The organism is Bacillus cereus group sp. MYBK15-3, assembly GCF_051916765.1.
Classification (GTDB): Bacteria; Bacillota; Bacilli; order Bacillales; family Bacillaceae_G; genus Bacillus_A; species Bacillus_A cereus.
Genome location: NZ_JBQAHG010000006.1, coordinates 77,168 through 102,962, shown reverse-complemented (window position 1 = coordinate 102,962; position 25,795 = coordinate 77,168). Strand labels below are relative to the sequence as shown.

The following is a 25,795-nucleotide window of genomic DNA, read 5'->3' as shown; positions in this document are numbered from 1 at the left end:
CGATACCCACGTATCGTCTCTATCCGAAAAACCCTTTAGGTTCTGGTTCTTTCACCTGTTCTGGCTCCTCTTTTTTCTTACCTTTTTCTTTTTTCTCAAGTCGCTCCCGTTTCTTTTGCTCCCGAAGTTCTAACCGTTCCTCTTTGGTTAATTTCTTTTTCTTACTCTCTTTTGGCTTCGGATTGTTTAGCTCATCTAAGGTTCGCGCATCCTTTTTACCTATAAGGAACATCGTTAACCTCTCCCGAATCGCTTCTTCACTTACACCGGATTCTATATTCATATCCTTTAATTCGAACCCTAAATCAATGTTTACGTCCTTATCAATATGACCCATCAAACTGATTTTACCCGTAGAACCATTTACACAAATAGCAGCAGCCTCGAATGTTTCCACAGCACCTAAGCAAGCATACTCCCGAATACCTGCCCCTGCTCTACTTAACTGGCTACTTGTAACGAGCGGCAGCCTACCGTTTACACTAATAATTCGGCTATTTCGAATAACCATAGCCCCAAGGTTCGTCTCATCGTTTTTCCATATCATTTCAATCACGTCTTTATCAACATGAATACTATCTAAACTCTTACCTGTCTCAATCACTTCTTCTAAATCATAATCTCTTTCAATAACGATAGTTGCCCCGCACTTTTTACGTGATAACTGCGCAACAGCTGCAACCAACTCACTAACCCCATCCTCATCTAAGTACGGTCGATACTCTACTTTCTTACCTAAGTTCCCCCAACGCATAATAAAGATAATAACGAGCATTAAACAAACCAACTCTGTCTGCATCTTCATACCTAAACCACTAATATATACCGATGCAACCCCAAAGATAAGGAAAAAGCTAATGGTGAGTTTTTTCCAATCCTTTACCCCATCTAAGTAATAGATATGATATAAAACCCCACCGACTAAAATAATAAACAGAACAACACCAAATAACCCAAACAAACTAATTCCCATCTTGCCACCTACTTACTCCTATTTAATTACGATATACAATCCATCTTCGTATTTATCCGTGTTGTTATACACCACAACCTTCTCACCTTCTATTTTTGTCTGTAAAATCGGTGAGAACGACTTAATAATCTCGATATCGCCATGAGGTAATTTACTATATTTGGTCTGTAGTAGCGACTTTACGTCCGTATACTTTACAAAATCCTTATGTCCACTAACCAAGGCTGTTTTATTCTGCTTCTTGTCTTTCTTACCGCCCTTTTTATCCTCTTCAATATCCTGTTTGTCTACCGACATCCCGTCTTTTTCAACTAACTCATCGCCCTTTACCCACGTTTTATCTCCTGTCTCTTTTGACTTTTCCACGGCAAAATATTTATCCGCATTATCACCTACGTCGTTTACTTTATCTACCGCTTTCTCTCCTGCCCCTTTTAGGCTATTTCCGACCTTCTCAGCCGTACCCTTAGGGTCTTCTATCGTCTTATCGTAAAAGCCGATTGGGAGGTAATTTCGCACGTTAACCGTAGTGAACGTATCGAGCATGAATATGGAGAAGAATAACGCCCCCACAAAGACCATGACACCAAATACTCCACGTCCTATCCTCTTGGCTAGTAGCAGGAGAATAATAATCACTAACCCCCACGTAATGTAACTAAACAAGCTATACACATCCTATCTATTTAGACTTTCTTTCTATCGTTCTTATACACTTTCACTTACCTAAACTCATAAGACTTATTTCCCCTATCTAACCCATAGAAAAAAGCGAGGTCGCCCCCGCTTTATAAATTAACCCCTACCACGAAATATACGAGTTCATCGTCGTATTTTACATCAAATGCAATGTGTGGCTTAGTTGTAATCCCTTTAAATACCTCAGGGTTTGCAACACTACCCCTATATTCCAGTATCTTCATCATGTTTGGACACGTATCCGAAACATGGTACTCAAAGTCTTTCATTTCCCACTGGAAGACATCCTCCGTATGTTTTCGTTCCGCCGTTAGCTCACACAATACATCATATTCATCGCTCTCCGCTATTTTAGAAGTTACCCCAAGGAACGCTACTTCCTTAAGTGGTGTTACCTCAATCCAATCCCTCATTTGCTCCAATGCGACCTCGCATACTGTAAGAAGCTGCGCCACTGTATGCCCGACAAGCACTCTCTTAGCTTTCACAGCAATCACTAAACTGTTTTCACTACTATATGCCGTCAGCTTCACATCTTCATAACCAACCTTCTCCTTCAAACGCTCCTCCACCGATTCACCTAAACGGAGCATCAAATCGAACTGCTCGCAAATCTCATCATCTAACACAAATATCCCATTCTCTTTTTCAACCCACTGGAATACACCCTCGGTCTGGTCTTTTGTTGCTCTCAAAATCCCCACTACATACCCATCGTCATCCATATGAAACTCCATAGGTTTTACAAAACGACCTTCTGCATCAACTTCAAATACCTTTTCAACCGGGCTAGATAACACCCAATGTCTCATAACCTCATGTACTACCCACTGTAAACTATCTCTATCTCCCACACCCATCACGTCCTTTATTTTTATTGTTACCCTCACTATACCTTGTCTTCTTTTTCTTTTTTGCTAGTTACTTATCAAAACAAAAAAGCAGCCACTCAATCATCGAGCGCTGCCTTATCTCCCTCTACGTACAACTTATTTTTATATACAGCAGCCTTAACTGAGTCGGCAACCTGCAACTTATCGTAGCGCTCTTTATCCACCAAAACCTTCTTCTTTAATCCATCTTTTTGAACCAATAAGAAAAATTTATCGTCCTCAAAACTAAGAAAAGAAGTCCCGCCACCCTTTACAATTTCTTTATCTTCTACAGATGCCTCTACTTTTTTACCTTCACTAAAAGCCACTCTCTGGTCTTCGTTTTCCTGCATAACAGATGCCACCGCAGCCCACGCAGACCACACAGCCGCCACAAAGAGCAAACCTACAAATATTACTGCAAATACATTTGCATCTAGTCTTTTATCCAAATTAAACCCGCCCATCTTCATTTTATACGTTAACCTACTTTTTATTTTATATTCGAACCTATAAATTTAATCAAACATATTTATCAAAACAAAAAGACCCTCCCGTTTGAGAAGGTCTTTTACTTCTTTACTTATTCGAAATTACCCATTTCTAGCAATTCATAATACTCTTTTCCCGTAATATCCCCGTTGTTATACGAGTCGATTATCCCATCATGGATAACTCCGTCGTTTTCTATAATTTGCCCTAAATCATTACTCTGACGAAACTCCTCAGAGTAATGCTCAACAATTTTCCCTTTTAATTCTTCATACTTAGCCATTAATAACCTCTCCTTATTCCTCAAGCTCTTTAATTGTCGCCTCAACATCTCTCAACTGCTCTTCACTGCACGTATCTAACCTTTGTATCATATAAGTGTCTCCATACTCCCCGCTATCACAATCCCGTGGATAGTACCAGTACACTCCCTCACGTACCCGCTTAACCTTAGGTTTGTCATTCGAATCTAAACGAGCAACTGAAACCTCATTAATGGCGTCCCTCTTTGTAGGATGTATGACTACATCGGTTAGAACGAACACACCATCTTCATCAAAGACTACCCAACCCTTTTTCACACATCTTCACTCCCTTATCTATCCGTATCTTTAACCGTCACACGTACCTTGATTACCCCGTCATAGCCCCCAAACTGTACCCACAAATGTTTTTGATGTACTGCGAAGAAGTTTCGAGAAGCCATCTCTGCGTATCTAAAAATTTCTCTTGTTGGCGGGCATCTGAAATCAACCTGCTCTGTGATTTTATCAAAGTCTAGTCTGTCAGAGTCCCCATGACTACCCAAATCAATATCCCCAAACGGATTAAACAGTAAAAACCCATTATTCCTCATTAACTCATCTGTAGATTTCACAGGAGTCCAGTCAAATAGACCTTTTGTCTCTTCCTTTGTCGCCTCAATTTCAAATACAACTTCATCTATTAAACTCATTTCATCCACTAACCGTCTAGGCATCATAGAAAACTCTATGTTTGCTAGCGGTGTACATGCTATTAATTTACGAAACTCATGTAACGCCAACTCCTCAAGCGCCATACGTTCCAACACTGGCATACCCTTATACCCTGTATACTCTCGTTTCTCGCCAGAGAACCAAAGCTCGCAACCATCTACCCCTTTTCTCGCACCACAATCAAACACATAATCCGGATAATGTAATCTAACCATATTTATAATAGTAAGCTGACCGTACGCCAACTCTAGATTTGTAGGGTTTCCATCCAGATACGACACTGAAACCGTCTGTTTATTCGGGTTTTCTTTATCAAATGCATCCACCCTAACCTCATCGTCCACTCTTTTTCGTAGCCCTTTTCTCCCGTCAATCCAATTATTCATTTTATCTATCAGAAACGATGTTAAATCTACAATCTTTTTAACATCTTGCTCGTTTTTACTTACATATGTACTGAATCTCATAAACCATCATCCTCCAATTATAACTAACCTAGATTTAAAAGCTCTAATTTAGGCTCTATTATTCCACGTATCTCATTAAACAGTTTTATAATTTCTTTATCGAACCTGCATAATTCAATGTAAATATTTTCTGAGTTATAGACTTTATTCCCCACTAAATCACTGGAAGGGAATACACAATCGCCCTCGTATTCATACTCCACTCTTACGTTATCCATGTTCCAAACTGTACACTTTCCTGTAGGCGTAGACATATCCCCGTTTTCATGTAAATCTATATCTAACCTAAGATGTCCACCATTCTTATCATAATTAGGAATCGTAGCTTTATCAGTTGCAACTTTCGCACCATAGCCTACTTGATACTCCGATAAATCTATAAATCCCCTATGTTTCATAGCATTCGCTAACTGTCTTATAGTGAACGGTTTATCAGCATTCTCTAAATAAGTATTACTGAAATTCTCTAGATTCTCTAAAAACCTAAGCATATCAGCATCTTCTAATTTTTTAATTCCGGCACTTAACCGCTTCCAAGAACACCTACCCTCCACTTTATCTAACCATCCATCCTCACCTCTCTGAATATCCCCTTTAGGGTTAAAATTCTCCCACATCCGATAGTACACCCAAGGTATCTGTAAGAGTAGGTCAAAACAGTTGTTAAAATCTAAAACCGCATACCTCATATGCATTCGAGGTCGAGTTCCTTTACCCCCTTTCATTTCTTCCTTGAATTTGTTTTTCGAGTATTGTGCGTAGCCGTAAGTCATTAAAAACCCTCTGAGCTTACTAACAGCCAGTCTAGAATCGACCCCTCTGAACTCCATATAAAGCATAGGGTCGGAAAGTCCCCCAATAACTCCTTTCAAACCAACTCCCCCTCACTAGTAACTACATATTATTTTCTTTTAAGTACTCACGGAATTTCTCAATTAGCTTCAAATGTGTCTCGTTCCCGCAGCTCTCTTCAATAAGCACCTCCACTACATACCCTTTCTTTTCATGTTTGTACGTTTTAGCCGTCACAAGCGCCCCATACATGCTTAGTGATTTACCTAAACCATTTAACCCTGATAATCTACTGTCCTGCAGAGAATCCACGTTACGGAGTTTTGACAGGTACTTATGTACGTACAGCTTGTAATCACTATCTCCTATCCAACCTGTGTCGTAACAATGAAACCCTCGTACCCATCTATCGATTAATGATACTTTATTTACATCTAATGGCATAGGAGGTAGTTCCACATCGATATCTTCCTCAACCTCATCATCTATACACACACCTATAGCCATAATTTGCTCAATCTGCTTCTCCCACGCTTTAACATCTTCAGCAGTACCTAATTTACCTAAATGTTTCACTTTACTCACCTCCCAGAAAACTACTTATATTTATCATTCCATCCCGTTCAAACACCCGAACAATAATATCTACCTCATCGTTTTTAGCACTCAACACATACATCACGTCATAGAGAGTTCCGTCAGGTAAAGTAAGTTCAGCACCCCAGTACTTGTCCCCGAAATCCACGACATCAGCAACCTTTTTACAGTAACTATAGGAAGCAGTAGAACATACACCAAAATTGATTTCCATTAGTTCCGCACCACTAACCTCTTGTTTGTTTAGTAGTTCCTTCGCTTCTTCTACATCCACGTAATCTTTTACATTATTTTTATCTAACCAGACAAAAAGGTTCTTTGTATCGTTACGTGTTGTTTTGATAACTGCCGTCACAGCATTCCCAGGAGCAACTGACACATCTACTTCACTCAAGTTTTTTGCTTCTTTTAAAACTGTCCCTTGCACCCACTCATGTAGTTTTTCCTCCGCTGCTTGTGTAAGCATATCTACTTTGTTTGCCATCTGGAATCTCCCCCGTCTATTTGATATTTAAAGTATACCACTTTTTTATATTTTAGTCAATAAATAGGTGCAACTAACACCTCTAACGAAGTGCAGCGGCTACCGTCATTTCAATTTCATTATGTATTGCATGTACCGCGAACTCGAAATAATACTTTTCTCCACTAGGTAACTCAAAACTGCCCCAATCCGTAGGATATTCTGACACCTCACGAAACGCATCACAATACCTAACATCTACAATTGATTTTACCGCACTACCATAATAAAATTTCATAACCTCTTCATTGCTACACTCCTGTTTACCTAACGTCAGCGCAGCAAACTTCCCATCTACATACTCTACAACGTTTTCTACCGTTAACCACGTAAATACTCCCTCTACTTCTTCTCTAGGAATTACAACCCTAACCGCTACATGTGTATCTAGTTTTTCAATTGTTTTAGGTGAAACTACACCTTCTGCTTTTCTTAACGGCGTATTCTGTACCCAATCCAAAATTTTATTTTCAGCTAGTACTTCCAATGTATCGATTACCTGTGTCATTTTAATTCCCCCTATATTTCGTTTCTTTTACTTCTTAAAATATACCATTTTATTATATTTTAGTCAATATTTCCTTGTTAAAAAGACACCCTTATGGATGCCTTATATCTTTATTATTTCTTTACTCGTAAGAACTCCTTAACGGCTTCTTTTCGTAATGTTGCATAGCAACCTTCGCCACTCTCATATTCTTCCTCGTTTCTATAACAACACCAACCACCTGTCACCCTTACAACTTCTGCAATAGGTTCCCCATACTGCAATACCTTGTACCCAGAACCCCACTTCACATATTTAATTCCTAACACCACAAACACCTCCTATAGAAAAAGGATGCGTTTCGCATCCTTTACATCTTTTCAATATCCTCTAACGTAAGACCTTCAGTCAAGACTGCAAGTACACCTGTAAACGAAGTCTCAAATAAATCCTCATCTAACCCTTTTGCAACTACGTACTTCTGATACAGTTTAAACTCCGCATCTTTAACCGTGCATTTGTCGGTCATATCCACGGTATAGAACATCTTCTTCGTGTCTTCCATCAACTTTTGGATTAACTTATCTGTCTTCTTTTTTCCTAACATAAGGATTCCTCCCAAGATAAAGTTAACCGCAGATTATGCGGTCACCTACCTCGCCTATACTTATACATTCAATCATCTCCTATATTTCAAAAATGTTTGTCGCCCAAACTAATTTATCATCTTCTTTTAATTCATCCTCATAAAACTCACCCAAAATTTCAATATCAGCTCTCGTAAGCCCTAACTGTACAGCAGTATTTCTTAACTCTATCATAAGTTCACGCATGCTTTCCGCTTCAATATCATGTGTTGTTCCGGTAACATCTTCCCCGTTCGCCACGTATAACGTTTTACCGCTTACCATAGGGTAGATATTAACCCTAACACTTAGTTTATGTGCATTACCCAAGATAACAACCACCTAACCTTTGCTTTATTGATTCAACTATACCATTATTTTATATTATAGTCAATACTATTGTGAAGTAAAAGACACCACAAGGATGCCTTACCTACTTAATGATTCCGTTTATCGTCCATAAACCCTCCGAATAACCAGAACACACCTTTTATTATGAACATACCAACAATCAGTATAGCCCCAAAGAAGTTTACATACGGCATCAACACAAATATCCACTCGCGTCTCTTCATACCCTTATCATAACCCTCTTTACCTAGTAACTCATCTTTGTTGTTTACCCCTAGATACACAACATACGCAGGTACAATATAGCCCCAGAAAAAGTTCGACGACATTAAACTGTACAACGCTCCTATCACACAATCCCCTCCCTACAACCACTATACCTAATCTTCCCAACGTACTTCTACCTCTTCGGTGTTCTTACATTTCGGATAGTTACTGCAGCCATAAAATTTACGACCATGATACCCATTTCTTACAACCATCTTCCCAGTCTTACATACAGGACAGTCATGCTCCACCACATTGTACGTAATATCAATGTCGCCTCTATCTAACTCCCCAGTACCTTTAACCCAACGAAGCAGTTCGGTACGGTCTACAAGCCTTACACCGCAAGCTTTTGCTAACTCCTTTGCTTGCCATGTATACGTACGGTTCGTAACAACCCACGCCTCGTCCGCATCGTAATAGACCATACCTGCGTAGACCTCTTGCACAGCGTTAATTCCTACTTTATGTCCATCGCCGTGTCGTTTCGCTTGGACTGCTACCTTCTTCTTTTTACCTTTTATGATAATATCGACTCCGAAATCCCCTTTTTTCTGGGTAGAAATGGACTCGTATTTCATCTTCCTAAACAACAATTTTAGATACTCCTCAAACTCATACCCGCTGAGCTTATCTACCGCATGAATCCCGTCTTTCCCTACGTTCTTCACAATCAAACCTCTACCGAATCTCTGTAAAAGTGTTCGAAGTCCGAAAAGAGCAACCAAAATCACAATGGCATACGAAGTATACTCTGGAATGTTACCCATCTGTATGTATCCTCCTTAGATGTACATAAATAAAACCCATATAGGCGTTACATTAACCTACACGGGTTCATTTCTTTATTGTTATATCGTCAGTATACTGAAAAGATACTGTCTTTTGTTCACACTTCTTATCAAATTTAATTACTTAGATACAGCTACTGAAACCTCAAGTACTCCATTTACACCACTCAGTTCTAAATCCCAGTTATAAACCCCATAGCGTTTCACCATATCCTTTTTAATACTTTCACCAAGACCAACAGCACTATGAAACTCCTGAGAAATTTTCGGGTCAATAATTGACTCTACGTCCTTACCATACACATAACTTACTGCATCCTTACCCGTTTTCCCGCCTAAATTCTTCGCATCATAATACTCATGAATGTTATCACCGTTTATCCATCTAAACTGATTATCTTTAGATGCTTTACTTTGTCTACTTACCCTAACTCCAGTACCTGTAACCTCTGTTTTAACCTCACTCAAATCTATTTTGGACAACCTCGTATAGTCTATCCAACCCTCTAACAGTTGCTTTACTATCTTTTCCTCATCTTCCTTACTCAATGTTCCACGGCGCATTCTTTCTTTTTCGGATTCTAGTTTTCGTTCCGCCTCACGCTGTTTTCTTTCCTCTTCGTACCGCTCCATACGCCTTTGCTCTAACCCATCCGGGTTGTACCTTATCATTTTCTTTTCTTCATCCTTACCTTTCTTCTCAGGTAATTTCCCAGTGATTCTTAATTGTGTACTCTTTTTTATCCAATCCGTAAGACCCAACACATCGATAATTTTCTTAACCTTATCCGGAAAATCAGTATACGGTGTCAGTTTTGAATCCTCTACATCTTCCTTGCGTCGGGATACTTGGTATTTATCTAGTACTTTTTCACCATTTTTGGTCTCTGTTAAAATCTCCACAGCCCTTACCGAGTACCCTGCCTTATATAGATACACCATCAGATACTCCCGAGCTTCTTTCTTCTTCGATTCAGACCACCCTGTATTTCCTTTAACCTCTTTGTTACTACCTCCTTTTACTGCAGCTCCCGTACCTTTACGCACCTCGGAAACCTTCTGCACTCTCGCAGCAATTCCTGCCTCCAGTACAGCTTTCTGAACCGCATCTGGGAACTTTTCATAAGGAACAGGGACAACCTTTTGACCTCGAGGTCTCGCAGCCACTCCCTCTTTCTTAAGAACTTTTGAAATATGTCCAGATACTGAACCGAATACAGCCGCAATATCCCCTTGCGAATACCCTGCTTTATATAAATACGCTATTAGTTTGTAGTCATGTTTTCGTGTCAAAATACTCACCTCTAAATTTTATCTTTACTACCTATACCAACTATCTAACTGTCTCTGTTCTCCATAAGAAAAAGGTACAGTCTACCCGTACCTTATCTAGAATCTATTTAGCTTTTTCATTAACGATTACATCGACGTACAAGTTCCCATCCACGCCCTCAGCTATGAAATCAAACGAGTATGTAGGGTTTTTCTTACTGACCGCATCGTTTAACTTCTTACCATAGTTCAAAATCCCTCGCATTGTCTTACAAAACTTAGGGTCTACCGCCTCATCCCCATCATATAGCGTTAGCATTGCAGTTTCTGCATCGAACTCCGCACCCACATCTGCCTGTCTGTATAACTCATCGTAGTTATGGTAATTGAAGATATTTCGTTCATCAATCCACAAGAATCTTTTTCTTGTTTCATCCCAACCCGCACCTGTAGAAACCTTTACTCCCCCTGTTCCTGCAGCTCCTACCTGTATCGGGTTTAACTTGATATATTTCAAATCAGTGTTTTCAATCCAGTTATCTAATAACTTTTTAGCGATTTCACTTACATCCGCTTTACCTTTTTTAACTCCTTTACCCTCTTTATTTACATCTTTTTGTTTTTTATCTTCCTTTTTCTTTTCAGTCTCTTTACCCTTCGTTACATCTTTAGGACTTACTTTTGGTTGTTGCTTAGGTACACCCACCGTCGGTTTCTTACCCGGTTGTTTACATGCATCAGATACCTTTTTAACTCTTGTTGCTAGCCCTGCCTCCTCAATTGCTTTTCTAACCGGAGCAGGGAACTTCTCGCAAGGCACAGGGACAACTTTCTGACCCCTTGGTCGGCTTGGTACTCCCTCTTTCTTAAGTACTTTTGAAATATGCCCAGATACCGAACCGAATACGTCAGCAATAGCTCCCTGCGAGTACCCTGCTTTATATAAAAACCCTATCAACTTGTAATCATGCTTACGTGTCAAACCCATCACCTCTATATTTTCTTAATACCTCATATACTGACTATCTAACTTCTTGTATTCTCCATAAGAAAAAGGTGTGAGTTACCCCACACCCAATTTCCTACTATTTATTTCTTAACGCTTACGCTCACACTTGCATATAAACGGTCTTTTGTACCATCTACGCTATATCTTACATCAAGTTTTGGGTACTTCTTCATTAAGTCCTTTGCACGTTTCTCACCGTACTTCTCCACCTTATCCAAGTTTTTGCAGTACGTAGAATCAATAACCGAGTACGCATCATAGATAGCATCCATCGCCTGTACTTCCATCGGGAACTCATCGTTATCTCTATCGATACAACTAATATCGTGATAATCCCCTACATTCCTTTCTGTAATCCACAAGAACACGTCCTTAGTCTCACGATATCCCGCTTCAACTGTTACCGAACTAGATACTGCACCATACTCTCCAGATAAGCTACTTTTTTGTGTAAACTGAACCCCTTTAAGCGGTGTATTTTTAACCCAATCCTCTAATAACTGTATTGACATGCTTTTCACATCTTCATTTGTTAAATCCGCAACTTTCTTTTTAGGCGCTGTTTTCTTTTCTGACACGACTTTAGTTTTTGTATCCTCTTTTTTAGGCTCAGCAACCTTCGCTGCAGCTTTTACCGTCTCTACTTTCTTAGTAGCAGCTTGTTTTTGTTTACCTTTTTCCTTTTGCTTATGCGCCTCAGATACTTCATGCGCTCGTTTACGTGTCTCATCGTCCCCTAACGCTGTTTTCCAAGATGCCGGGAACTTTGCATACGTAGGTGGTTTTACCTTAACCCCTCTAGGACGTATTTGCACCCCTTCTGCCTTTAACACCTTTGAGATATGTCCAGATACCGACTGAAATATGTATGCAATATCCCCCTGTGAATATCCGGCATTATATAGACCTGCTATGAGTTTATAGTTTAATTTACGTGCCATGTAACATCCTCCTATCTTCATTACCTTATCGTATACCCACTATCCCAGAAACCTGTCTCTCTATACACAAAAAAGAAGTATAGGAAATCCTATACTCTTCTTACGCTAAATATACCCGAATATCCTATTGTGCCTTTTTACGTTTTCCTATCTTTGTATCCCTGCTTTTATTCTCAATCACGTTTCCCTCTTGAAATCCAAGATATAGATTTTTATAAATACCTGATATTTTAGCCATTCTAAGACTTGCCCCGCCACCTACCTCATCGATTGCAGTTTGAAGCTCCAAACTAAACCTCTCGTACGAAACTGGTACTTTAACCATATTTACAGGGCGTAACTCTATCTCCTCTTTTTTAAGGATTCTCGTAACATAACTCGCAGTAGAATCAAAAACCGTAGCCACATCTTTTACTGTATACCCTAATTTGTATAACTCCACCACTGCGTTGTAATTAAATCTCCTAGACATGTAAAAACCTCCTATCACTCCTATCTCTCTTTACTGACATCAAAAAAGAGGGGTTATCCCCCTCTTTAGAACTTTCCACTCGACCCATGTCCGCCAACACGTTTCTTATCTCCACCAGTATATGTATTCTCGTCCGCATCTAATTTCTTAGAGAAGATAGCCTGCGCAATACGTTCACCCTGTTGGATAAAGTAATCTTCCTTACCGTTGTTGTATAGTGTGATTGCAATGTTACCGCCTGTTTTTTCGTTATAATAATAATCCATATCGATAATACCCGTAGTATTTGCAAGCATTAACCTATGCTTTGTACCATGACCGCTACGAGGATATATCGAAAGTACCTCATCCTCTAACATGTACGCTTTAATATCCGTAACAAACGTGTACTGCTCCCCAACCTTAAGCTCTACATCTTCCTTTGAGAAGAAATCAAAAGCAGCCGCTTTCTCAGAACCTTTATACGGTAACTTTGTATGCACCTCTTTATGTTGCATATAGCCATCGTCTACAACCTCAAACCCTCGAACCTTTCCATTCGGAACCTCTAACATCTTCAATAATTCCGCAGCCTCTAAGACCTTTTCTACTACACCTACATCTAATGCCTTAAGCCCCTCTAAGTTGATTCCCATTTTTACCTATCTCCTCTACATAACTTTTATAAATATTAGTGTGTTTACGTACAATGAAGTACGGGATAAAGTTCAATGCCACCATAAATACTACTTTTAACCATTCCCAACAAAGGAACAAGTAAATTGGCGCTCGTCTCGGCAAGACATTTTCAGTGAAACGAACCGCTCCTACGCCGTCTAACGCCATATAGAAGTAAATACCTGCAATTACCCATATAGAAACTTTAAATAGCACAGAGAGCCGTTTCTGCTTATCTACACGCACATCTTTCTCCGCATGCACCTGCACAGGTACAAAATCATCCAACTTCCTTACTTCTACCTCAGCATCCCTCATAACGATTAACGTACTGAAAGCGATAAACACGGTAATGAACGCTCCGATTGCCACAAGGAACATAGAAGCCTCCAAAAAGAACTGAAGCGTTGTATACATAACCAACACAATTGCTAGTAGCGTATTGACCGTAGCAGCCCCATATAACCTCTGCATATGTCCCTGTATCTTCTTACCTCTCCTTAACCATGTATCATTCATTAACCCGGACATGTACATCGCATACACCAGATACATAAGAAACCATGCTCCGAAGTACCCATGCCACACAAAAAATTCTGATAGCATCCGTTTTCCTCCTAATCAATTAAGTGATACGCCGTGTCCATATCGATATTCCCTTTCTCTAAATGCTGAAACACATCCCACTCGAGCGGGTAATACTTAGACCCTTCCGTCTCCAATAGATAGTCTTGCAGTTTATAAATGTCCCCCTGAGCTTCATCGACACCTCTGTTATAGGTTCTATTTGCTCCAAGCATCTCAACAAGCAAAACCTGACCATCTGTTCCTTGGTGATTACAATACTTACATCCGTCTGGATTCTTTTTATACACCACAACAAGTTGTTTCGTTGTTCGAAGTTTAGAATCTATCCAACCTTTATCTTTAGCCGTAAGTACATATTCTTCTCTACAATGTTCACATAGCTTGTCTTGTAGCGTTTGATATAAGACCAACTTTAGCGCTGTACCTAAATCTAATGGACTTGCCCCAAGTTGCTTTAACGCATTTCGTACCTCAAGCGTATTGTTGGCATGTAACGTCGTTAACATTAAATGCCCGGTAGTTGCTGCACGTACCGCTGCTGCCGCTGTCCCCTCATCATTAACCTCTCCAAGCAGGATAACATCGGGGTCGGAACGTAAAACAGATTTTAAGGCACTCCCAAACGTAACCCCACGCAAATCGTCTGTACTTATCTGCGTTACACCATCTACCCGGTACTCTACAGGATTTTCAATTGCGAATACCTTCTTCGTTCTTCTATACAACTCCATAATGGTATGGATTGCCGTGTACAAGGTAGTTGTTTTACCCGAACCCGTACCCCCAGAAAGGATAATCATCCCCTCTTTTAAGTTAAGGACACGCTTCATCTCCAGTGCTACGTCATCTGGAAGCCCTAACTTATCTAAGCTTCCAGTTAGTGTGTTAGCATACAAAATACGCAACACAGCCGATTGTCCGTTTATTGCAGGTACAAACGACGCACGAATATCGTAATCATTTGGTCCAAATCTATGCGTCATCCTACCGCTTATTTCTAATTCATGTATATTTTCAAGTGATACCTCAGCACGGTTACGTAAGACTGTAATTAACCCATCTACTGCGTATTTATGTATCTTACGTACCGGAATTATCTCCCTACCTACACGAAACTCCACCACACCGTAACCAGACCACTGATTGATATGAACGTCCTTCGCCCTATTCTCAATTGCATCGTTTAAAATTACATCAGCAAGCTTATTTAATCGCTCATCTGACCGAATTGTCGTAGGCGTGAAATACGTATCCGTGTTTTGTCTCTTTCGATACTCCTCACCAAACCCTACGTCCATATCGCCCTTCTCATCGAACGCTAAATTATTTTGTGTTTCTAACATCATGTAACCTCCAAAAATCAAAATGAAAAGCAGACACTTTCTTTATGTCTGCTTTTCACCTTTTCCCTTTTTCGTTACTTTCCCTTAACCTTTACAGGTTTGCGATTGCATCATCCACATCAAAGTCATCGATATCGTCATCATCGTTTTCTTTGTTTTCCTCAGCGCCATCATCACCATCTTCGTCATCAAACTCAGATAATGCATCGTCATCCTCTGTAGATGCTGCCACTTCCTGCTCTGCTTCGTTTTCCTCAGCAAAATCCTCTACATCGAAGGCATCGTCGTCAATCTCATCAGCTTCTTTTTTCTCTTCAGCAGCCTCCTCGTTAGAAGACTCTTCTGCAGACTCATCATCGTTCTCATCGAACTCTGCAAAATCATCCCCGTCTTCTGCGTTATCCTCTTCTTTAGGCTCTTCTTTAGCTTTAGGCTCAGCTTTAGGTGCTTCCTTCTCTTTTGGCTCTTCTTTAGCCTTTGGCTCTTCCTTCGCTTTTGGCTCTTCCTTCGCTTTTGGTTCTTCTTTTACCTCAGGCTCTTCTTTAACTTCTGGCTCTTCTTTAGCCTTTGGCTCAGCTTTTACCTTTGACTCTTCTTTTTTCTTATCTGCCTTTGGTGTTTCTTTAGCTTTAGGCTCTTCTTTTACCTCAGGCTCTTCAACAGCATCCTCTAGGTCAGAGAAATCATCCTCTGATTCCCCTTGTTCTGTTTGCTCTACCTCTTCTGACCCATCATCTAAGTCATCCTGAGAGTCTGAATCATCAGACTCATCACCCAGTACATGCTCAAGAATCGCTTTTTGTAGCGCATCCTGTACTTTACTGTAAGGAACTGCCTCATCCGCAGAAAGTACAGCAGTTAACTTAGCGAACTCAAGTGTAGTTTCAGCCTCACCATCCGTTAGGTCATCTTCGCTGCCACTAAATACAAGCTCAACCTCACCAAGCTTACCTACCGCTTTTTCGTTTTTAATTCCGCCCTCTAGCACGTTTTCATGGAACTGCAGTAACGTCCCTTCGCTCATAACCGCTTTCACTTCATCCCAGTTGAATGCGCTCATTAAGAACTCAACAAGTAGATATTTATTTTTATCGCTTGCCACTGCGTCCGGAATGAATTTGTCCCCTTTATTTTCAACCTGCTTTGTAATTAAACGGTCATACCCTAAGTTTCCAAACGTGTGATTCGTATGCCAGTTTGCTAACGCCTTATTCGATAACGTTGCAATCGTTTCAATACGCTTTCCTTTACGTAAACCTAAAATACTAAAATACTTTTCTTTCGCCATTATGTAACCCCCATCGATTGATTTAATTTGTTTTGTGCTTTCCTTTAACTACTTATAGCTTAACAAAAAAGAGCCATACAAAATGGCTCCTCCTTATCAAGCAGTTACTTTATTTTCAGTAGATTCGTCTAAAGAATCTGTTGTTTCTACCTTACTATTTAACTCGAATCTAGCCCCCGCTAAAATCTCATCTACTAACTCCACTAACGATTGTCGGAGTTGTTTATCCTCACGTAGTGCTTTTTTAAACTTAGGGGTAACCATTAGCGATTTCATGTTCTTTTTCGCTTTACTTGGCTTTAACTCTTTAAGTGTTTTTAACGCCCCGAATCCTAATTGGAAGTCTTCCTCTACTAAACGGAATCCCCCTTTTTCTAACCACTCCTCGTTAGGGTTTTTCGGTTTTGCAGTCACCCTAACCAAGTAGAGGTTATTTTCAACATCTCCTTTATGGAAATCATCTGTATCTACCTCTACAACGTGAATAAAGTTACCATCCTTTAGACCGTCACAAGCCAGTACAGACACCTCACGGTCATCAATAATACGTTTAACCGTATGAGAAGCAAATGTTGTATTCTTATTTTTTAACCCTTTCTTTGTGAAATAAAAATTAGGCTCTAAGAATACCGTATCTTCATTTGCTCGATTATTATCTACTACTATAGTAGGCATTACTTGAAACGTATCACCCACCTTAACCGCTACCGCATCCATTGTAAACCCTTGCTCTACCGAACCATTTAACCCATAACCTACGCCATACGTCTGTTTAGCCATACCTAGCCACCCTTTCTTATCCGTGTGCTACCTCTAGTTCTGCTGTAAGCCCTGTAAGTAACTCGGATACTAACCCCTTTAGCTCGTTCTGAATTACTTCACTTTCCTTTAACTTGCTTGCAAAAGCAGAGAACACTTCTCTTTGTTTATCATTGAAGCCTGTTTCCTTCTCCTGTAACTCACGTAAAGAGCGGAAATAGATAACATCCGCCTCTATATACGCACCATCTTCATGCAAGTCCCAGTAGTCTTCTTTATCATCTTCCGTAGGTCTACGAAACTCATCTTTCTTATCACGTTTTACTAATTTCGTAGCAATACGTGCGTAGTAAATATTATCCTCATACGTTTCTCCGTCTAAGAACAGTTCATCCTCGACCTCGTTTATTCGAAGCAAACAACCGTCCTGTAACGCATCCGAGCCAAGCATCGTAACAGGTATCTCGTCAAACCCACGGTTGATTTGATACCCTAAACTCGCTCCGTTATCCTTATCTTTTTTAGTCTCATCGAAAAACGTATCGATATTCATTCTTGAAATATCATGGAAACTGTAATCCTCTGGCAACTCCTCCGTAGGTCGGAGGAAAAAACCCTCTCCCCTACGGTACACCATTACGTCGATTAAACAGTTTAGCCCTGTTTTACCTCGCTGCAGCTGCGCCCCTACCATAAATTTATCTACTCGCATTACAACTCACCTCTATTTATCTTTAGGTACTGCGTACCCTTTTTTACCACGTTCACGGCGTCGATAACCCTCCGGCATTTCTTCCTCAGTCATAGTACATACAATCTCATCTACTTCTGTATCCCCTGCATCTAAATGAATACCTCGTACACCACCTGTTTTAATACCATGCACCGGAATTTCATCTACTGCAAAATACATAGACTTACCTTTCTTATCTTTGAATCCAATAAATCCATCATCTTCTAACAACCACACGTTTGTTACTTCTTCATCTTCTTTAATTTTAACCGCTGTATATAAGCTAAAGTAGCGCTTTGCCACCTCATGCTCTACTACCTTTGTACGTTTCACTAACCCATTTGTTTTGGCTGTTACTACGTATTTTTCCATATCATCGACATCTACGATGAGCGCACCTATCATATACTCCCCATCGGCTAAATCTACCCCATAGTTTGCAAGATGCTTACCTGTCTCTTTCCACTTACATTCCTCAATTTCATGGATAGGTACATACATATAATTACCTTTATTCGTAAAGACCATGAACACACCTTTTGTTGTTCCCTGACCACTAAAGACTTCCTCATCGCCCTCTACAATTCCACTAACCTCTGTTGAGTTGAAGCTTCGTAGAGAAGAACGTTTGATATAACCACCTTTAGAAATGCTAACCACTACATCTTCCTCTTTGATGATATCCGTTTTTGCTACATCCCAACTCTCTTCACCCATAATCACCTCTGAGCGACGTTCCGTAGCAAATTCATTCTTCACCTTTTCATAAAGTCTAATGATATGTTCATTCAGCTTCTTATCGTTTGTAAGCAGAATATTTAATGCTTTAAGTTTTTTTAACAAGTCTGCTTCTTCTTTTTCGTACTTAGCTTTATCTGTACGTGATAACCTGTGTAACTGCATAATTACAATTTCCTCTGCTTGTTCAGAAGAGAACCCGAATTTCTCGATAATTGCAGCCTTTGCACCTGCTTTTCCATCAGACTCTCGAATAACCGGAATAACCTCGTCTAGTATATCCGCTAACTTTAAGAACCCTTCTACAATATGAAGACGTTTATCACATTTATCTTTATCATGCGCAAGTTCCTTACGTCTTGTTTCGGTACGGAAATCGTTAAATACAACAAGTATCTCCTTTAACCCTAATTGAACTGGCTTCCCGTCTCGAATCGCTACCATATTCATGCTGTAGTTCTTTTGCATGGGTGTCTTAGAGAAAATATAACCCAGAATAACCTGCAAATCCGCATCCTTACTGCATTCTACAACTACCCGATTAACAGGCTCACCATTTTCAAGACCGGACTCATCGCGAGCATCAAGCATGCCTACCACTTCTTTACCTTGCGCAATATCTTTTAACTTATCAACCATAGCTCCCTTTTTCATCTCATAAGGGATATCATCAAACACGATGTATTGACGTTTCTTATCCGACTCTATATGATACTTTGCACGGAATTTAACGTCTCCTTTACCTGTCTCATACATCTTCTTTAGCCCAGAAGCTCCCACAATAACCCCACCTGTAGGGAAGTCTGGAGCAGGTACAAACTCCATTAAATCTTCAACCGTTGCACTTGGGTTTCTTCTTAAATGAATACAAGCGTCCATCAACTCTCCCAAGTTATGAGGTGCGATGTTTGTCGCATACGCTGTACTAATCCCAGTAGAACCGTTCACTAGTAGGTTAGGGAAATGCACAGGGAATACGACAGGCTCTTTATCCGTATCGTCAAAGTTATCGACAAACTCAACTAACCCGTTCTTCTCAAGCCCCTTTGTCATTCCATCCGTTACGATTTGACTCAATCGTGCCTCCGTATAACGCATTGCTGCGGGACTATCTCCATCAAGCGAACCATTATTACCATGCATATCTATAAGGGGCATACGTAATGACCAATGCTGTGACATACGTACCATTGCCTCATACACCGAACTATCTCCATGTGGATGATAATTTCCGATTACCTCTCCTACCGTCTTTGCAGACTTTCTATATTTACTATCATATGTATTCTTACTTACACTCATAGCGTACAGGATACGTCTCTGTACAGGTTTCAAACCATCCCGGACATCAGGAAGCGCTCTACTCGTTATTGCATACTTAGCGTACGTACTAAACCTTTCCTCCGCTACATCGCTTATTTCTACGCTCTCAATTGTTTCAGCCATACTACTCAATTCCCTTCTACATCAATCTATCTGAATTATACCAACATTACTGCATATCTAAGTCGAAGGTGTTATCAAACAAAAAAGCGCCCCATTACAAGGCGCTTTTATACTCTATTTAACTTTTACATTGTATCTTTTGCGTTGTTCAGACGACATAAACTGGGCAACAAACTGTAAATCATACCAACGTAAAGCAGCCATCTGCTCTTGGTCTTTTTCTTTACGTAAGCTCACCTTAACCACACTCTTAAACGCTCGTTTCCCCATATCACTAAGTGTAGGATAAAAATTCCGAAGGTGCTTTAACTGGTTAGGTGAAAGCTTCCCATCCTTTTTAATTTTATCTGCTACACTTTTATAAAATGTATTATTTGAACTTTGCAATCTTTCATCTAACGCATCTGCCAAAATTCTCTTGAAATACTCCGTTTTATCTTTTGTTAACCTCGCTGCCGTAACAAGATTTCCTTCTGTATCATAGAAATCATCTTTGAAATCATCCGTAAATTTCTTAATACATTCCGAACCAACAACCATTACATTGCTATTTAGCTTGTTTACAATCGTATATTCGTACCTAATTTCCTCATGACCACACAACTCACATGATGCATCACAATACTCGTTATCCTCTAAACCCCGATACACCCACTCCAGACGGGCTTTGTTGAAGTCCTCTTGCTCTTTACTTAGTCTGAATAAATTTATAGTTGCCTGCTTTAACCACTCTGTATTCATTACGTCCCCTCACCCATCTCAGTGTATTTTTGTTCTTCCTTACTTCTTACCTATAATATACCAGTTGTTTATATTTTAGTCAATATTAAAATGTTATAAACGAAAAGACACCAAACGACTGGTGTCTCTACTTATTCCCTATTACTCAATCGTACCCCCACGGCTTTTGCGCTTACCACCAGTACGTTTCTTCCTAAACTCTTTAACGTACCAACCATTAAACTCCCGTAACCTCGCAAACGCCACTTTAAACCGTTTATCGGCATCCTGATAATCCTGTGTCTCCCTCACATGGTCGGGAACCAATCCCATAGTATTCCTTTCAAACATCTGCAAGGCTTTTGAAGCTTCATCACACTCATCGTTTAATTCTTTCTTACGTATTTCAGCCTCTTCACGTGTCATATTCATTTTAATCCCTCCAGGTACTGGTCATCTCGGTACATTACATACTTAATACTGAGATTTTTATTTGCTCTGTATACTTCTGTGCAGCTTTTACACCATCAACTAACCTATCTCCTTTTTGCTCCAATACATCTTTTGCCTTTGCAATCGCCTCCTTTTGCGTATTCCCAAACACTAACGAAAACCCATTTTCATGACATACTAGATATTTCCCCGACCCTTTGGGGTTTAAAACTAAAAACCACTTACAACCATTTTGAATGAACGTCTTTTTTATTTCTGCACGTAAACCAAAGCAACCAATAATAGTAACTACTTTTTCACCAATATGCGTGTATAAACCGTCCGTTCTTCTCGCCAACATTAGATATTTTTTCTTTTTCATCTTCAGAACCCCCGTTACCTGTATGTTTTATTTTTCTGCTTTACCACAGTAACCACATCGGTCTCTCGTCCATAACCCGAAATGCATAATAAACGGGGTACCATCCTTTCTCTCAATAATTGAACCTTCATTTCCTTTCCCGCAATGCTCACAGTCGTTATCCTTTTTCTTTTCTTCGTATGTTTGTTGCTGTTTAATTAACCCCGCAGTAGCTTCCTCACCGTACTTTTCCAAACTTTCTTTTTCCCATGTATAACTCATTTTGTCTCCTCCATTTAATGACTTGTTTTATATATTTAACCCTTATTTCTTCCTCGGTGTGTTTACAAACATAATATCTGCCGCTATTTTAGTAGCTTTTCGTTTCCACCTTTTAGCCATATCCTTAACCGCTTGACTATTGGCGATTTGCTCCTCTGTTAAACCTGCCTTTTTATAAAAGTCCGCCGCCCTCACTACTGCTTGTGTATATCTCATTTTTGTCATCTCGTCCGCTCCCTCATTTAAGTTATTTGTTAACTCTTTTCTTACTGCTAATATACCAGTTTATTATATTTTAGTCAATAGTTATTTAAAATAAAAAAGTACTGAAAATATCAGTACTTTATCCTTTATTATTTAACCCTGCAATACTCTTTTCGTTCCCTTAAAACCAGCTCTTTCCCTAAGATTTCATCGTAACACCGGAACTTTATATGTGTATCATCTACACCCTCTAACGTCCCTTTCACCCCTTGGAACGTCCCACGAATTACATCAACCTCGTTACCTACCACATACATCTTCGTTTCCACCCTTACACACCCCATTCTTATTTTGATAGAAGACTTAATTTACACAATAACGGATATCATCAAACACCTTTTCATATTCGTTATGTTCAGTTACTTCACCCATAACTAAAAACTCTAGTACAAAATCCCTAACGTTTTCAATTGTCCAACCTAGCCCGTCCTCGACGATAACAGAACCATTTCCACTCCAAGCAGCATTGTAATATAAACCATCTGAACCTTTTACAAAATTCTTTGTTATATCTTCATTTGTATAAATTTCTTTAAGTAAATTATTCGTACCGTTCTCATAGATACCTACCGCTAATTTCTTCTCAGACCACTTAACTGACACATGATAGCTATCTATATCCAAATTTAACTCGTTTGCACAATACACCGGAAACCAGTCCCAAATTGTCTTAAATACCGTATAAACCCCACCTACCGACATTCTGTAACCCATTATAACCCCTCCTCTTATTCCTGCACCTGTTTATAATGCTTAACATATACCGCTTTGTCCATCTGTTCATACCAACTATAGAACGCCTTACTTACCGCTCCTCTTTTTGTACGTTTCCACCCTAAAGGTATTTTATCGTAAATAACACCATTGAACGTAGCGAACAACACCACTAACTCATTGCGTTTCTTACTATAGTAAACTTCATTTCCTTCTCCGTCTCTAGCAACTACTCTACCGCCATCATATACCATTTCAATGTTCATAAATTTATCCCCCATTGATAGAATTTATATGTTTCATTACATAAAGTATACCAGTTTATTATATTTTAGTCAATATTTTAATAAAAAGAAGACACTGGAAATCTCCAATGCCTTTTTACACCCTTATTTGCTTACTTAGTTAAGTTTGAAAAGAAATTACCAATAGCATGTGCTACATCCACAAAGAACGTTTTAATAGCCTCTAACACGCCTTGACCCTCTTCGCTCTCCATATATCCTTTAATTTTACCGAATGTCTCTTTCGCACCCTTAACCACACTATCCTTATACTGACCTAACTGATTTACAAACTCTTCACTATTTGCGATATTACTATCTTTAAAGTTAAACATGAAATTAACAATCGTATCTTTTTGCGTACCTGTAATTGTATCCTCTAGTTTTAGTTCTTTGATTTTTTCATCTACAATTTTTTCAACCTGCTCTTTTGTTAACTGCTCTTTCTGCTTCTCATCCAACTTAGCAATCTGTTGTTTCATATCAGCTACTGCAACGTTTAACTGCTCATCTGTAAAACCTTTTTTCTCTTTATTTTGCTCGTTGATTTGTCCTAGCATTTTCACTTCATCTTGTGCAAGTTTCATATCTTTCTGGTTAAGTTCCACACCTTCTTCTTTAAAGGCATAGTATACGCCCGCTAGAGCGCCCTCACCCGTTGCTGTGACAGAAGAAGCCACCTCAATATTTACATCCGTTAAACCCGCTGTAAGCGCCGCATTTCGGTACTGGTCTTGTGTAATGCGTGTAATGTTTTTAGGTGTTTTGATATCAACTTTAACCCCGTCACCCTTATCTGTCTTTTGAACAACTACACTAGAATAAATATTTGACGAAGGGTCGCCCTCCCCAAGCAGCTCAATCATTTTCTTTCCGTCCATTGTTAACGTTTTGAAATTATCTTTAACCTCTAAATCCTTCTTCACCTGTGATAATTTTGCATCATCTAAAGACTTTCCTTTAACAAATACCGGTTCAGACCAAGTCTCATGTACGACATTATCCTTTTTAATTGCATCGTTTTTACTATCTCCCGTTTCTGCCTTTGCAAAACTACCTCCAAACGGTGATACCAATAATGCTAACGCCATACCTGCTACTAATTTCTTTTTAAACATGTTTCATTCTCCTCTTCGTTTGGTTTTGTATCTTCTTTTAGATTTCAAGTACCTTATACTAATCCCTTACTACCTCGTAGAACTCTTTGACTACTTTCCGAGTTGTTGACTCATTTACCATTTTCATATAGGTACAATCTATATCCTTGTTGCACTTTTCAATCTTCATTGTAATTCCTCCAATAAACGAATGTCTTACTTCCGTACCTACAATATACCAGTTTATTATATTTTAGTCAATATATATATTATGTTTATAGAGGGCTGAACCTTCAGCCCTAGTCTTCATACCTCATTAAAATTAATTCATCGTTTATCATTTCATGTGTCACACTACCTACACCATCTAAAACAAGATTTCCTTCCTTATTTCGATAAATAGTAATTCTAACCTCTTTACCGCTAATATTTACAGGAACATCCTTAGCAACAATAACCACAGTAAACCCTCCCTTTATTTCTCTTCAACAGGAAACATATTTTTTGCGTTTGGTACTTCATAACGAATAACGACCTTTCCATCGCACATACCGCCATGCATAGCCCCTAAAAGACCCTCCAGTCTAGGTTGACCCTGTAACTCCTGTCTCACGCTTTTAGAAGTAATAACCCCAATCTTTTTATACTTAAGCAATAAGTCATCAACAGAATCAAAGGTCTCGATTTTATCACCGATTACTTTATATACAAACCTTTCTTTATCTAATTTATCTGCCCAACCAAAGAAGTCAAATTCATAGCTTCCACTGAAGATATCAACCTTTTGACGGTTATATGCGTTCTCAAGAAATTTAATACCATGCAATTCCGTATACATGCAGCTAAATTCCATTTTATCATCTTTATACACATTTATTACTTGAGTCCCGCTAAACATGAAATACTCGCAAGCAAGTAACTGCTCCGTAATTTCCTCCGGCATCTCGCCCCAATTTCCTAACATATTTGGTAACTCACTTACTGGTGTACTTAAATTGATAACTGTAAACATAACCGATTCCCTCTTTCTCATTTCGTTTTTGATTTCCTTTTGTTTTATTTCCTTGTCTATAATATACCAGAATATTATATTTTGGTCAATAATTTGTTGCTAAAAAGAAAAAGCACCGGAAACCCGATGCTTTGACTGCCTACACTATCTACCATACACTAACCTCGGAAGGTTTTAAACTCTCCCACGCCTCATTTAACGCCTCTCGAAGTAAATCCTCCCCACATTCTTCAATAAGCATACGCATCTTCATACTCTGTTTTCCTTCTTTATCTAACGAGCGATATGTATAGTTATCAAATAATCTACCGTTACCAATATACGTAAAATTTCGTTTTCTTTTCGCCTTCACACCTACATCAGAAATGTAAAGTTTATTATCTCTAATCGTCACACGAATATCTAATGTTGTGCCATCTTCTTTTTTCTTTGTAATATGTATATCTGGATTCACTATAATCTCCCCCAA

Annotated in this window: 39 protein-coding genes; all 39 read right to left on the bottom strand. The window is 39.3% G+C overall.

The window, feature by feature from the left end; translation table 11 throughout:
- Positions 1–19 precede the first annotated feature (19 nt).
- Entirely contained in the window at positions 20–973 is a 954-nt protein-coding gene (locus ACTFR8_RS22630) for a diadenylate cyclase (RefSeq protein ID WP_440028019.1), read from the bottom strand.
- An 18-nt stretch (positions 974–991) separates the two neighbouring features.
- A complete protein-coding gene (locus tag ACTFR8_RS22625) occupies positions 992–1,555 on the bottom strand; it encodes a hypothetical protein (RefSeq protein ID WP_221660301.1) in 564 nt (187 codons plus the stop codon).
- Between the two features lie 206 nt (positions 1,556–1,761).
- Positions 1,762–2,526, bottom strand: a complete 765-nt coding sequence (locus ACTFR8_RS22620) for a hypothetical protein (protein WP_440028016.1) — start codon at positions 2,524–2,526, stop codon at positions 1,762–1,764.
- Between the two features lie 95 nt (positions 2,527–2,621).
- Positions 2,622–2,996: a hypothetical protein gene (locus ACTFR8_RS22615; protein WP_440028014.1), complete on the bottom strand. Its 375-nt coding sequence runs from the start codon at positions 2,994–2,996 to the stop codon at positions 2,622–2,624.
- A 131-nt stretch (positions 2,997–3,127) separates the two neighbouring features.
- Positions 3,128–3,319 (bottom strand): hypothetical protein, encoded by a 192-nt coding sequence (locus ACTFR8_RS22610; protein WP_440028011.1) that lies wholly within the window; start codon positions 3,317–3,319, stop codon positions 3,128–3,130.
- Between the two features lie 13 nt (positions 3,320–3,332).
- Positions 3,333–3,617, bottom strand: coding sequence for a hypothetical protein (locus ACTFR8_RS22605; RefSeq protein ID WP_440028009.1), 285 nt, complete (start codon positions 3,615–3,617; stop codon positions 3,333–3,335).
- Between the two features lie 14 nt (positions 3,618–3,631).
- Positions 3,632–4,480 (bottom strand): hypothetical protein, encoded by an 849-nt coding sequence (locus ACTFR8_RS22600; protein ID WP_440028007.1) that lies wholly within the window; start codon positions 4,478–4,480, stop codon positions 3,632–3,634.
- A gap of 23 nt (positions 4,481–4,503) precedes the next feature.
- The gene (locus ACTFR8_RS22595) at positions 4,504–5,352 is read right to left on the bottom strand and encodes a hypothetical protein (protein ID WP_440028005.1); all 849 of its coding nucleotides are present in this window, start codon (positions 5,350–5,352) and stop codon (positions 4,504–4,506) included.
- A gap of 22 nt (positions 5,353–5,374) precedes the next feature.
- Complete coding sequence (locus ACTFR8_RS22590) at positions 5,375–5,848, bottom strand: hypothetical protein (RefSeq protein ID WP_440028002.1); 474 nt, start codon at positions 5,846–5,848, stop codon at positions 5,375–5,377.
- Position 5,849: 1 nt separating this feature from the next.
- Entirely contained in the window at positions 5,850–6,353 is a 504-nt protein-coding gene (locus tag ACTFR8_RS22585) for a hypothetical protein (protein WP_440027999.1), read from the bottom strand.
- Positions 6,354–6,435: 82 nt separating this feature from the next.
- On the bottom strand, positions 6,436–6,900 hold the full coding sequence (locus ACTFR8_RS22580; protein WP_440027996.1) for a hypothetical protein: 465 nt from the start codon (positions 6,898–6,900) through the stop codon (positions 6,436–6,438).
- A gap of 113 nt (positions 6,901–7,013) precedes the next feature.
- On the bottom strand, positions 7,014–7,208 hold the full coding sequence (locus ACTFR8_RS22575) for a hypothetical protein (protein WP_440027994.1): 195 nt from the start codon (positions 7,206–7,208) through the stop codon (positions 7,014–7,016).
- A 41-nt stretch (positions 7,209–7,249) separates the two neighbouring features.
- Positions 7,250–7,486, bottom strand: coding sequence for a hypothetical protein (locus ACTFR8_RS22570; RefSeq protein WP_440027991.1), 237 nt, complete (start codon positions 7,484–7,486; stop codon positions 7,250–7,252).
- Between the two features lie 79 nt (positions 7,487–7,565).
- Entirely contained in the window at positions 7,566–7,835 is a 270-nt protein-coding gene (locus ACTFR8_RS22565; protein WP_440027989.1) for a hypothetical protein, read from the bottom strand.
- A 107-nt stretch (positions 7,836–7,942) separates the two neighbouring features.
- The gene (locus ACTFR8_RS22560) at positions 7,943–8,209 is read right to left on the bottom strand and encodes a hypothetical protein (RefSeq protein WP_193635261.1); all 267 of its coding nucleotides are present in this window, start codon (positions 8,207–8,209) and stop codon (positions 7,943–7,945) included.
- Positions 8,210–8,236: 27 nt separating this feature from the next.
- On the bottom strand, positions 8,237–8,893 hold the full coding sequence (locus tag ACTFR8_RS22555) for a restriction endonuclease (protein WP_221660291.1): 657 nt from the start codon (positions 8,891–8,893) through the stop codon (positions 8,237–8,239).
- Positions 8,894–9,034: 141 nt separating this feature from the next.
- Positions 9,035–10,207, bottom strand: coding sequence for a hypothetical protein (locus ACTFR8_RS22550; RefSeq protein ID WP_440027986.1), 1,173 nt, complete (start codon positions 10,205–10,207; stop codon positions 9,035–9,037).
- A 103-nt stretch (positions 10,208–10,310) separates the two neighbouring features.
- On the bottom strand, positions 10,311–11,168 hold the full coding sequence (locus tag ACTFR8_RS22545) for a hypothetical protein (protein WP_440027984.1): 858 nt from the start codon (positions 11,166–11,168) through the stop codon (positions 10,311–10,313).
- Between the two features lie 107 nt (positions 11,169–11,275).
- A complete protein-coding gene (locus ACTFR8_RS22540; RefSeq protein ID WP_440027982.1) occupies positions 11,276–12,136 on the bottom strand; it encodes a hypothetical protein in 861 nt (286 codons plus the stop codon).
- 124 nt (positions 12,137–12,260) lie between these two features.
- The gene (locus ACTFR8_RS22535) at positions 12,261–12,608 is read right to left on the bottom strand and encodes a hypothetical protein (RefSeq protein ID WP_440027980.1); all 348 of its coding nucleotides are present in this window, start codon (positions 12,606–12,608) and stop codon (positions 12,261–12,263) included.
- Between the two features lie 65 nt (positions 12,609–12,673).
- Entirely contained in the window at positions 12,674–13,243 is a 570-nt protein-coding gene (locus ACTFR8_RS22530) for a dUTPase (RefSeq protein WP_440027978.1), read from the bottom strand.
- Entirely contained in the window at positions 13,218–13,871 is a 654-nt protein-coding gene (locus ACTFR8_RS22525; protein ID WP_221660285.1) for a hypothetical protein, read from the bottom strand. Before ACTFR8_RS22525 ends, ACTFR8_RS22530 begins: the two co-directional genes overlap by 26 nt.
- Before the next feature lie 11 nt (positions 13,872–13,882).
- Positions 13,883–15,196 carry a GspE/PulE family protein gene (locus ACTFR8_RS22520; RefSeq protein WP_440027976.1) on the bottom strand — a complete coding sequence of 438 codons (1,314 nt, stop codon included), beginning with the start codon at positions 15,194–15,196 and terminating at the stop codon, positions 13,883–13,885.
- 91 nt (positions 15,197–15,287) lie between these two features.
- A complete protein-coding gene (locus ACTFR8_RS22515) occupies positions 15,288–16,484 on the bottom strand; it encodes a hypothetical protein (protein ID WP_440027973.1) in 1,197 nt (398 codons plus the stop codon).
- 96 nt (positions 16,485–16,580) lie between these two features.
- Entirely contained in the window at positions 16,581–17,264 is a 684-nt protein-coding gene (locus ACTFR8_RS22510; RefSeq protein ID WP_440027970.1) for a hypothetical protein, read from the bottom strand.
- Between the two features lie 16 nt (positions 17,265–17,280).
- The gene (locus tag ACTFR8_RS22505; protein ID WP_440027967.1) at positions 17,281–17,955 is read right to left on the bottom strand and encodes a hypothetical protein; all 675 of its coding nucleotides are present in this window, start codon (positions 17,953–17,955) and stop codon (positions 17,281–17,283) included.
- Positions 17,956–17,967: 12 nt separating this feature from the next.
- On the bottom strand, positions 17,968–20,160 hold the full coding sequence (locus ACTFR8_RS22500) for a DNA gyrase/topoisomerase IV subunit A (RefSeq protein ID WP_440027964.1): 2,193 nt from the start codon (positions 20,158–20,160) through the stop codon (positions 17,968–17,970).
- 114 nt (positions 20,161–20,274) lie between these two features.
- The gene (locus ACTFR8_RS22495; RefSeq protein ID WP_260459664.1) at positions 20,275–20,901 is read right to left on the bottom strand and encodes a hypothetical protein; all 627 of its coding nucleotides are present in this window, start codon (positions 20,899–20,901) and stop codon (positions 20,275–20,277) included.
- Between the two features lie 141 nt (positions 20,902–21,042).
- A complete protein-coding gene (locus tag ACTFR8_RS22490; RefSeq protein WP_221660279.1) occupies positions 21,043–21,312 on the bottom strand; it encodes a hypothetical protein in 270 nt (89 codons plus the stop codon).
- Positions 21,313–21,346: 34 nt separating this feature from the next.
- Positions 21,347–21,694 (bottom strand): hypothetical protein, encoded by a 348-nt coding sequence (locus tag ACTFR8_RS22485; RefSeq protein ID WP_221660278.1) that lies wholly within the window; start codon positions 21,692–21,694, stop codon positions 21,347–21,349.
- A gap of 27 nt (positions 21,695–21,721) precedes the next feature.
- Positions 21,722–21,955, bottom strand: coding sequence for a hypothetical protein (locus ACTFR8_RS22480; RefSeq protein ID WP_221660277.1), 234 nt, complete (start codon positions 21,953–21,955; stop codon positions 21,722–21,724).
- Positions 21,956–21,997: 42 nt separating this feature from the next.
- On the bottom strand, positions 21,998–22,180 hold the full coding sequence (locus tag ACTFR8_RS22475) for a hypothetical protein (protein WP_221660276.1): 183 nt from the start codon (positions 22,178–22,180) through the stop codon (positions 21,998–22,000).
- Positions 22,181–22,308: 128 nt separating this feature from the next.
- Positions 22,309–22,488: a hypothetical protein gene (locus ACTFR8_RS22470; protein WP_221660275.1), complete on the bottom strand. Its 180-nt coding sequence runs from the start codon at positions 22,486–22,488 to the stop codon at positions 22,309–22,311.
- Positions 22,489–22,522: 34 nt separating this feature from the next.
- Complete coding sequence (locus tag ACTFR8_RS22465) at positions 22,523–22,933, bottom strand: hypothetical protein (RefSeq protein ID WP_221660274.1); 411 nt, start codon at positions 22,931–22,933, stop codon at positions 22,523–22,525.
- 14 nt (positions 22,934–22,947) lie between these two features.
- On the bottom strand, positions 22,948–23,199 hold the full coding sequence (locus tag ACTFR8_RS22460; RefSeq protein ID WP_221660273.1) for a hypothetical protein: 252 nt from the start codon (positions 23,197–23,199) through the stop codon (positions 22,948–22,950).
- A gap of 131 nt (positions 23,200–23,330) precedes the next feature.
- Positions 23,331–24,335, bottom strand: coding sequence for a DUF1002 domain-containing protein (locus ACTFR8_RS22455; protein ID WP_440027958.1), 1,005 nt, complete (start codon positions 24,333–24,335; stop codon positions 23,331–23,333).
- A gap of 278 nt (positions 24,336–24,613) precedes the next feature.
- Positions 24,614–24,775, bottom strand: a complete 162-nt coding sequence (locus tag ACTFR8_RS22450) for a hypothetical protein (RefSeq protein WP_221660272.1) — start codon at positions 24,773–24,775, stop codon at positions 24,614–24,616.
- A 14-nt stretch (positions 24,776–24,789) separates the two neighbouring features.
- Positions 24,790–25,326 carry a hypothetical protein gene (locus ACTFR8_RS22445; protein WP_440027955.1) on the bottom strand — a complete coding sequence of 179 codons (537 nt, stop codon included), beginning with the start codon at positions 25,324–25,326 and terminating at the stop codon, positions 24,790–24,792.
- Between the two features lie 148 nt (positions 25,327–25,474).
- Positions 25,475–25,780, bottom strand: a complete 306-nt coding sequence (locus ACTFR8_RS22440; protein ID WP_221660270.1) for a hypothetical protein — start codon at positions 25,778–25,780, stop codon at positions 25,475–25,477.
- Between the last annotated feature and the right edge of the window lie 15 nt (positions 25,781–25,795).

Bases quoted from the DNA above. Each gene is read 5' to 3' on its own strand.
- ACTFR8_RS22630 (WP_440028019.1), bottom strand. From the start codon at position 973: ATGGGAATTAGTTTGTTTGGGTTATTTGGTGTTGTTCTGTTTATTATT.
- ACTFR8_RS22625 (WP_221660301.1), bottom strand. From the start codon at position 1,555: ATGGTCTTTGTGGGGGCGTTATTCTTCTCCATATTCATGCTCGATACG.
- ACTFR8_RS22610 (WP_440028011.1), bottom strand. From the start codon at position 3,319: ATGGCTAAGTATGAAGAATTAAAAGGGAAAATTGTTGAGCATTACTCT.
- ACTFR8_RS22600 (WP_440028007.1), bottom strand. From the start codon at position 4,480: ATGAGATTCAGTACATATGTAAGTAAAAACGAGCAAGATGTTAAAAAG.
- ACTFR8_RS22585 (WP_440027999.1), bottom strand. From the start codon at position 6,353: ATGGCAAACAAAGTAGATATGCTTACACAAGCAGCGGAGGAAAAACTA.
- ACTFR8_RS22580 (WP_440027996.1), bottom strand. From the start codon at position 6,900: ATGACACAGGTAATCGATACATTGGAAGTACTAGCTGAAAATAAAATT.
- ACTFR8_RS22570 (WP_440027991.1), bottom strand. From the start codon at position 7,486: ATGTTAGGAAAAAAGAAGACAGATAAGTTAATCCAAAAGTTGATGGAA.
- ACTFR8_RS22555 (WP_221660291.1), bottom strand. From the start codon at position 8,893: ATGGGTAACATTCCAGAGTATACTTCGTATGCCATTGTGATTTTGGTT.
- ACTFR8_RS22540 (WP_440027982.1), bottom strand. From the start codon at position 12,136: ATGGCACGTAAATTAAACTATAAACTCATAGCAGGTCTATATAATGCC.
- ACTFR8_RS22535 (WP_440027980.1), bottom strand. From the start codon at position 12,608: ATGTCTAGGAGATTTAATTACAACGCAGTGGTGGAGTTATACAAATTA.
- ACTFR8_RS22530 (WP_440027978.1), bottom strand. From the start codon at position 13,243: ATGGGAATCAACTTAGAGGGGCTTAAGGCATTAGATGTAGGTGTAGTA.
- ACTFR8_RS22525 (WP_221660285.1), bottom strand. From the start codon at position 13,871: ATGCTATCAGAATTTTTTGTGTGGCATGGGTACTTCGGAGCATGGTTT.
- ACTFR8_RS22520 (WP_440027976.1), bottom strand. From the start codon at position 15,196: ATGTTAGAAACACAAAATAATTTAGCGTTCGATGAGAAGGGCGATATG.
- ACTFR8_RS22515 (WP_440027973.1), bottom strand. From the start codon at position 16,484: ATGGCGAAAGAAAAGTATTTTAGTATTTTAGGTTTACGTAAAGGAAAG.
- ACTFR8_RS22510 (WP_440027970.1), bottom strand. From the start codon at position 17,264: ATGGCTAAACAGACGTATGGCGTAGGTTATGGGTTAAATGGTTCGGTA.
- ACTFR8_RS22505 (WP_440027967.1), bottom strand. From the start codon at position 17,955: ATGCGAGTAGATAAATTTATGGTAGGGGCGCAGCTGCAGCGAGGTAAA.
- ACTFR8_RS22500 (WP_440027964.1), bottom strand. From the start codon at position 20,160: ATGGCTGAAACAATTGAGAGCGTAGAAATAAGCGATGTAGCGGAGGAA.
- ACTFR8_RS22495 (WP_260459664.1), bottom strand. From the start codon at position 20,901: ATGAATACAGAGTGGTTAAAGCAGGCAACTATAAATTTATTCAGACTA.
- ACTFR8_RS22490 (WP_221660279.1), bottom strand. From the start codon at position 21,312: ATGAATATGACACGTGAAGAGGCTGAAATACGTAAGAAAGAATTAAAC.
- ACTFR8_RS22485 (WP_221660278.1), bottom strand. From the start codon at position 21,694: ATGAAAAAGAAAAAATATCTAATGTTGGCGAGAAGAACGGACGGTTTA.
- ACTFR8_RS22480 (WP_221660277.1), bottom strand. From the start codon at position 21,955: ATGAGTTATACATGGGAAAAAGAAAGTTTGGAAAAGTACGGTGAGGAA.
- ACTFR8_RS22475 (WP_221660276.1), bottom strand. From the start codon at position 22,180: ATGACAAAAATGAGATATACACAAGCAGTAGTGAGGGCGGCGGACTTT.
- ACTFR8_RS22465 (WP_221660274.1), bottom strand. From the start codon at position 22,933: ATGGGTTACAGAATGTCGGTAGGTGGGGTTTATACGGTATTTAAGACA.
- ACTFR8_RS22460 (WP_221660273.1), bottom strand. From the start codon at position 23,199: ATGAACATTGAAATGGTATATGATGGCGGTAGAGTAGTTGCTAGAGAC.
- ACTFR8_RS22455 (WP_440027958.1), bottom strand. From the start codon at position 24,335: ATGTTTAAAAAGAAATTAGTAGCAGGTATGGCGTTAGCATTATTGGTA.
- ACTFR8_RS22445 (WP_440027955.1), bottom strand. From the start codon at position 25,326: ATGTTTACAGTTATCAATTTAAGTACACCAGTAAGTGAGTTACCAAAT.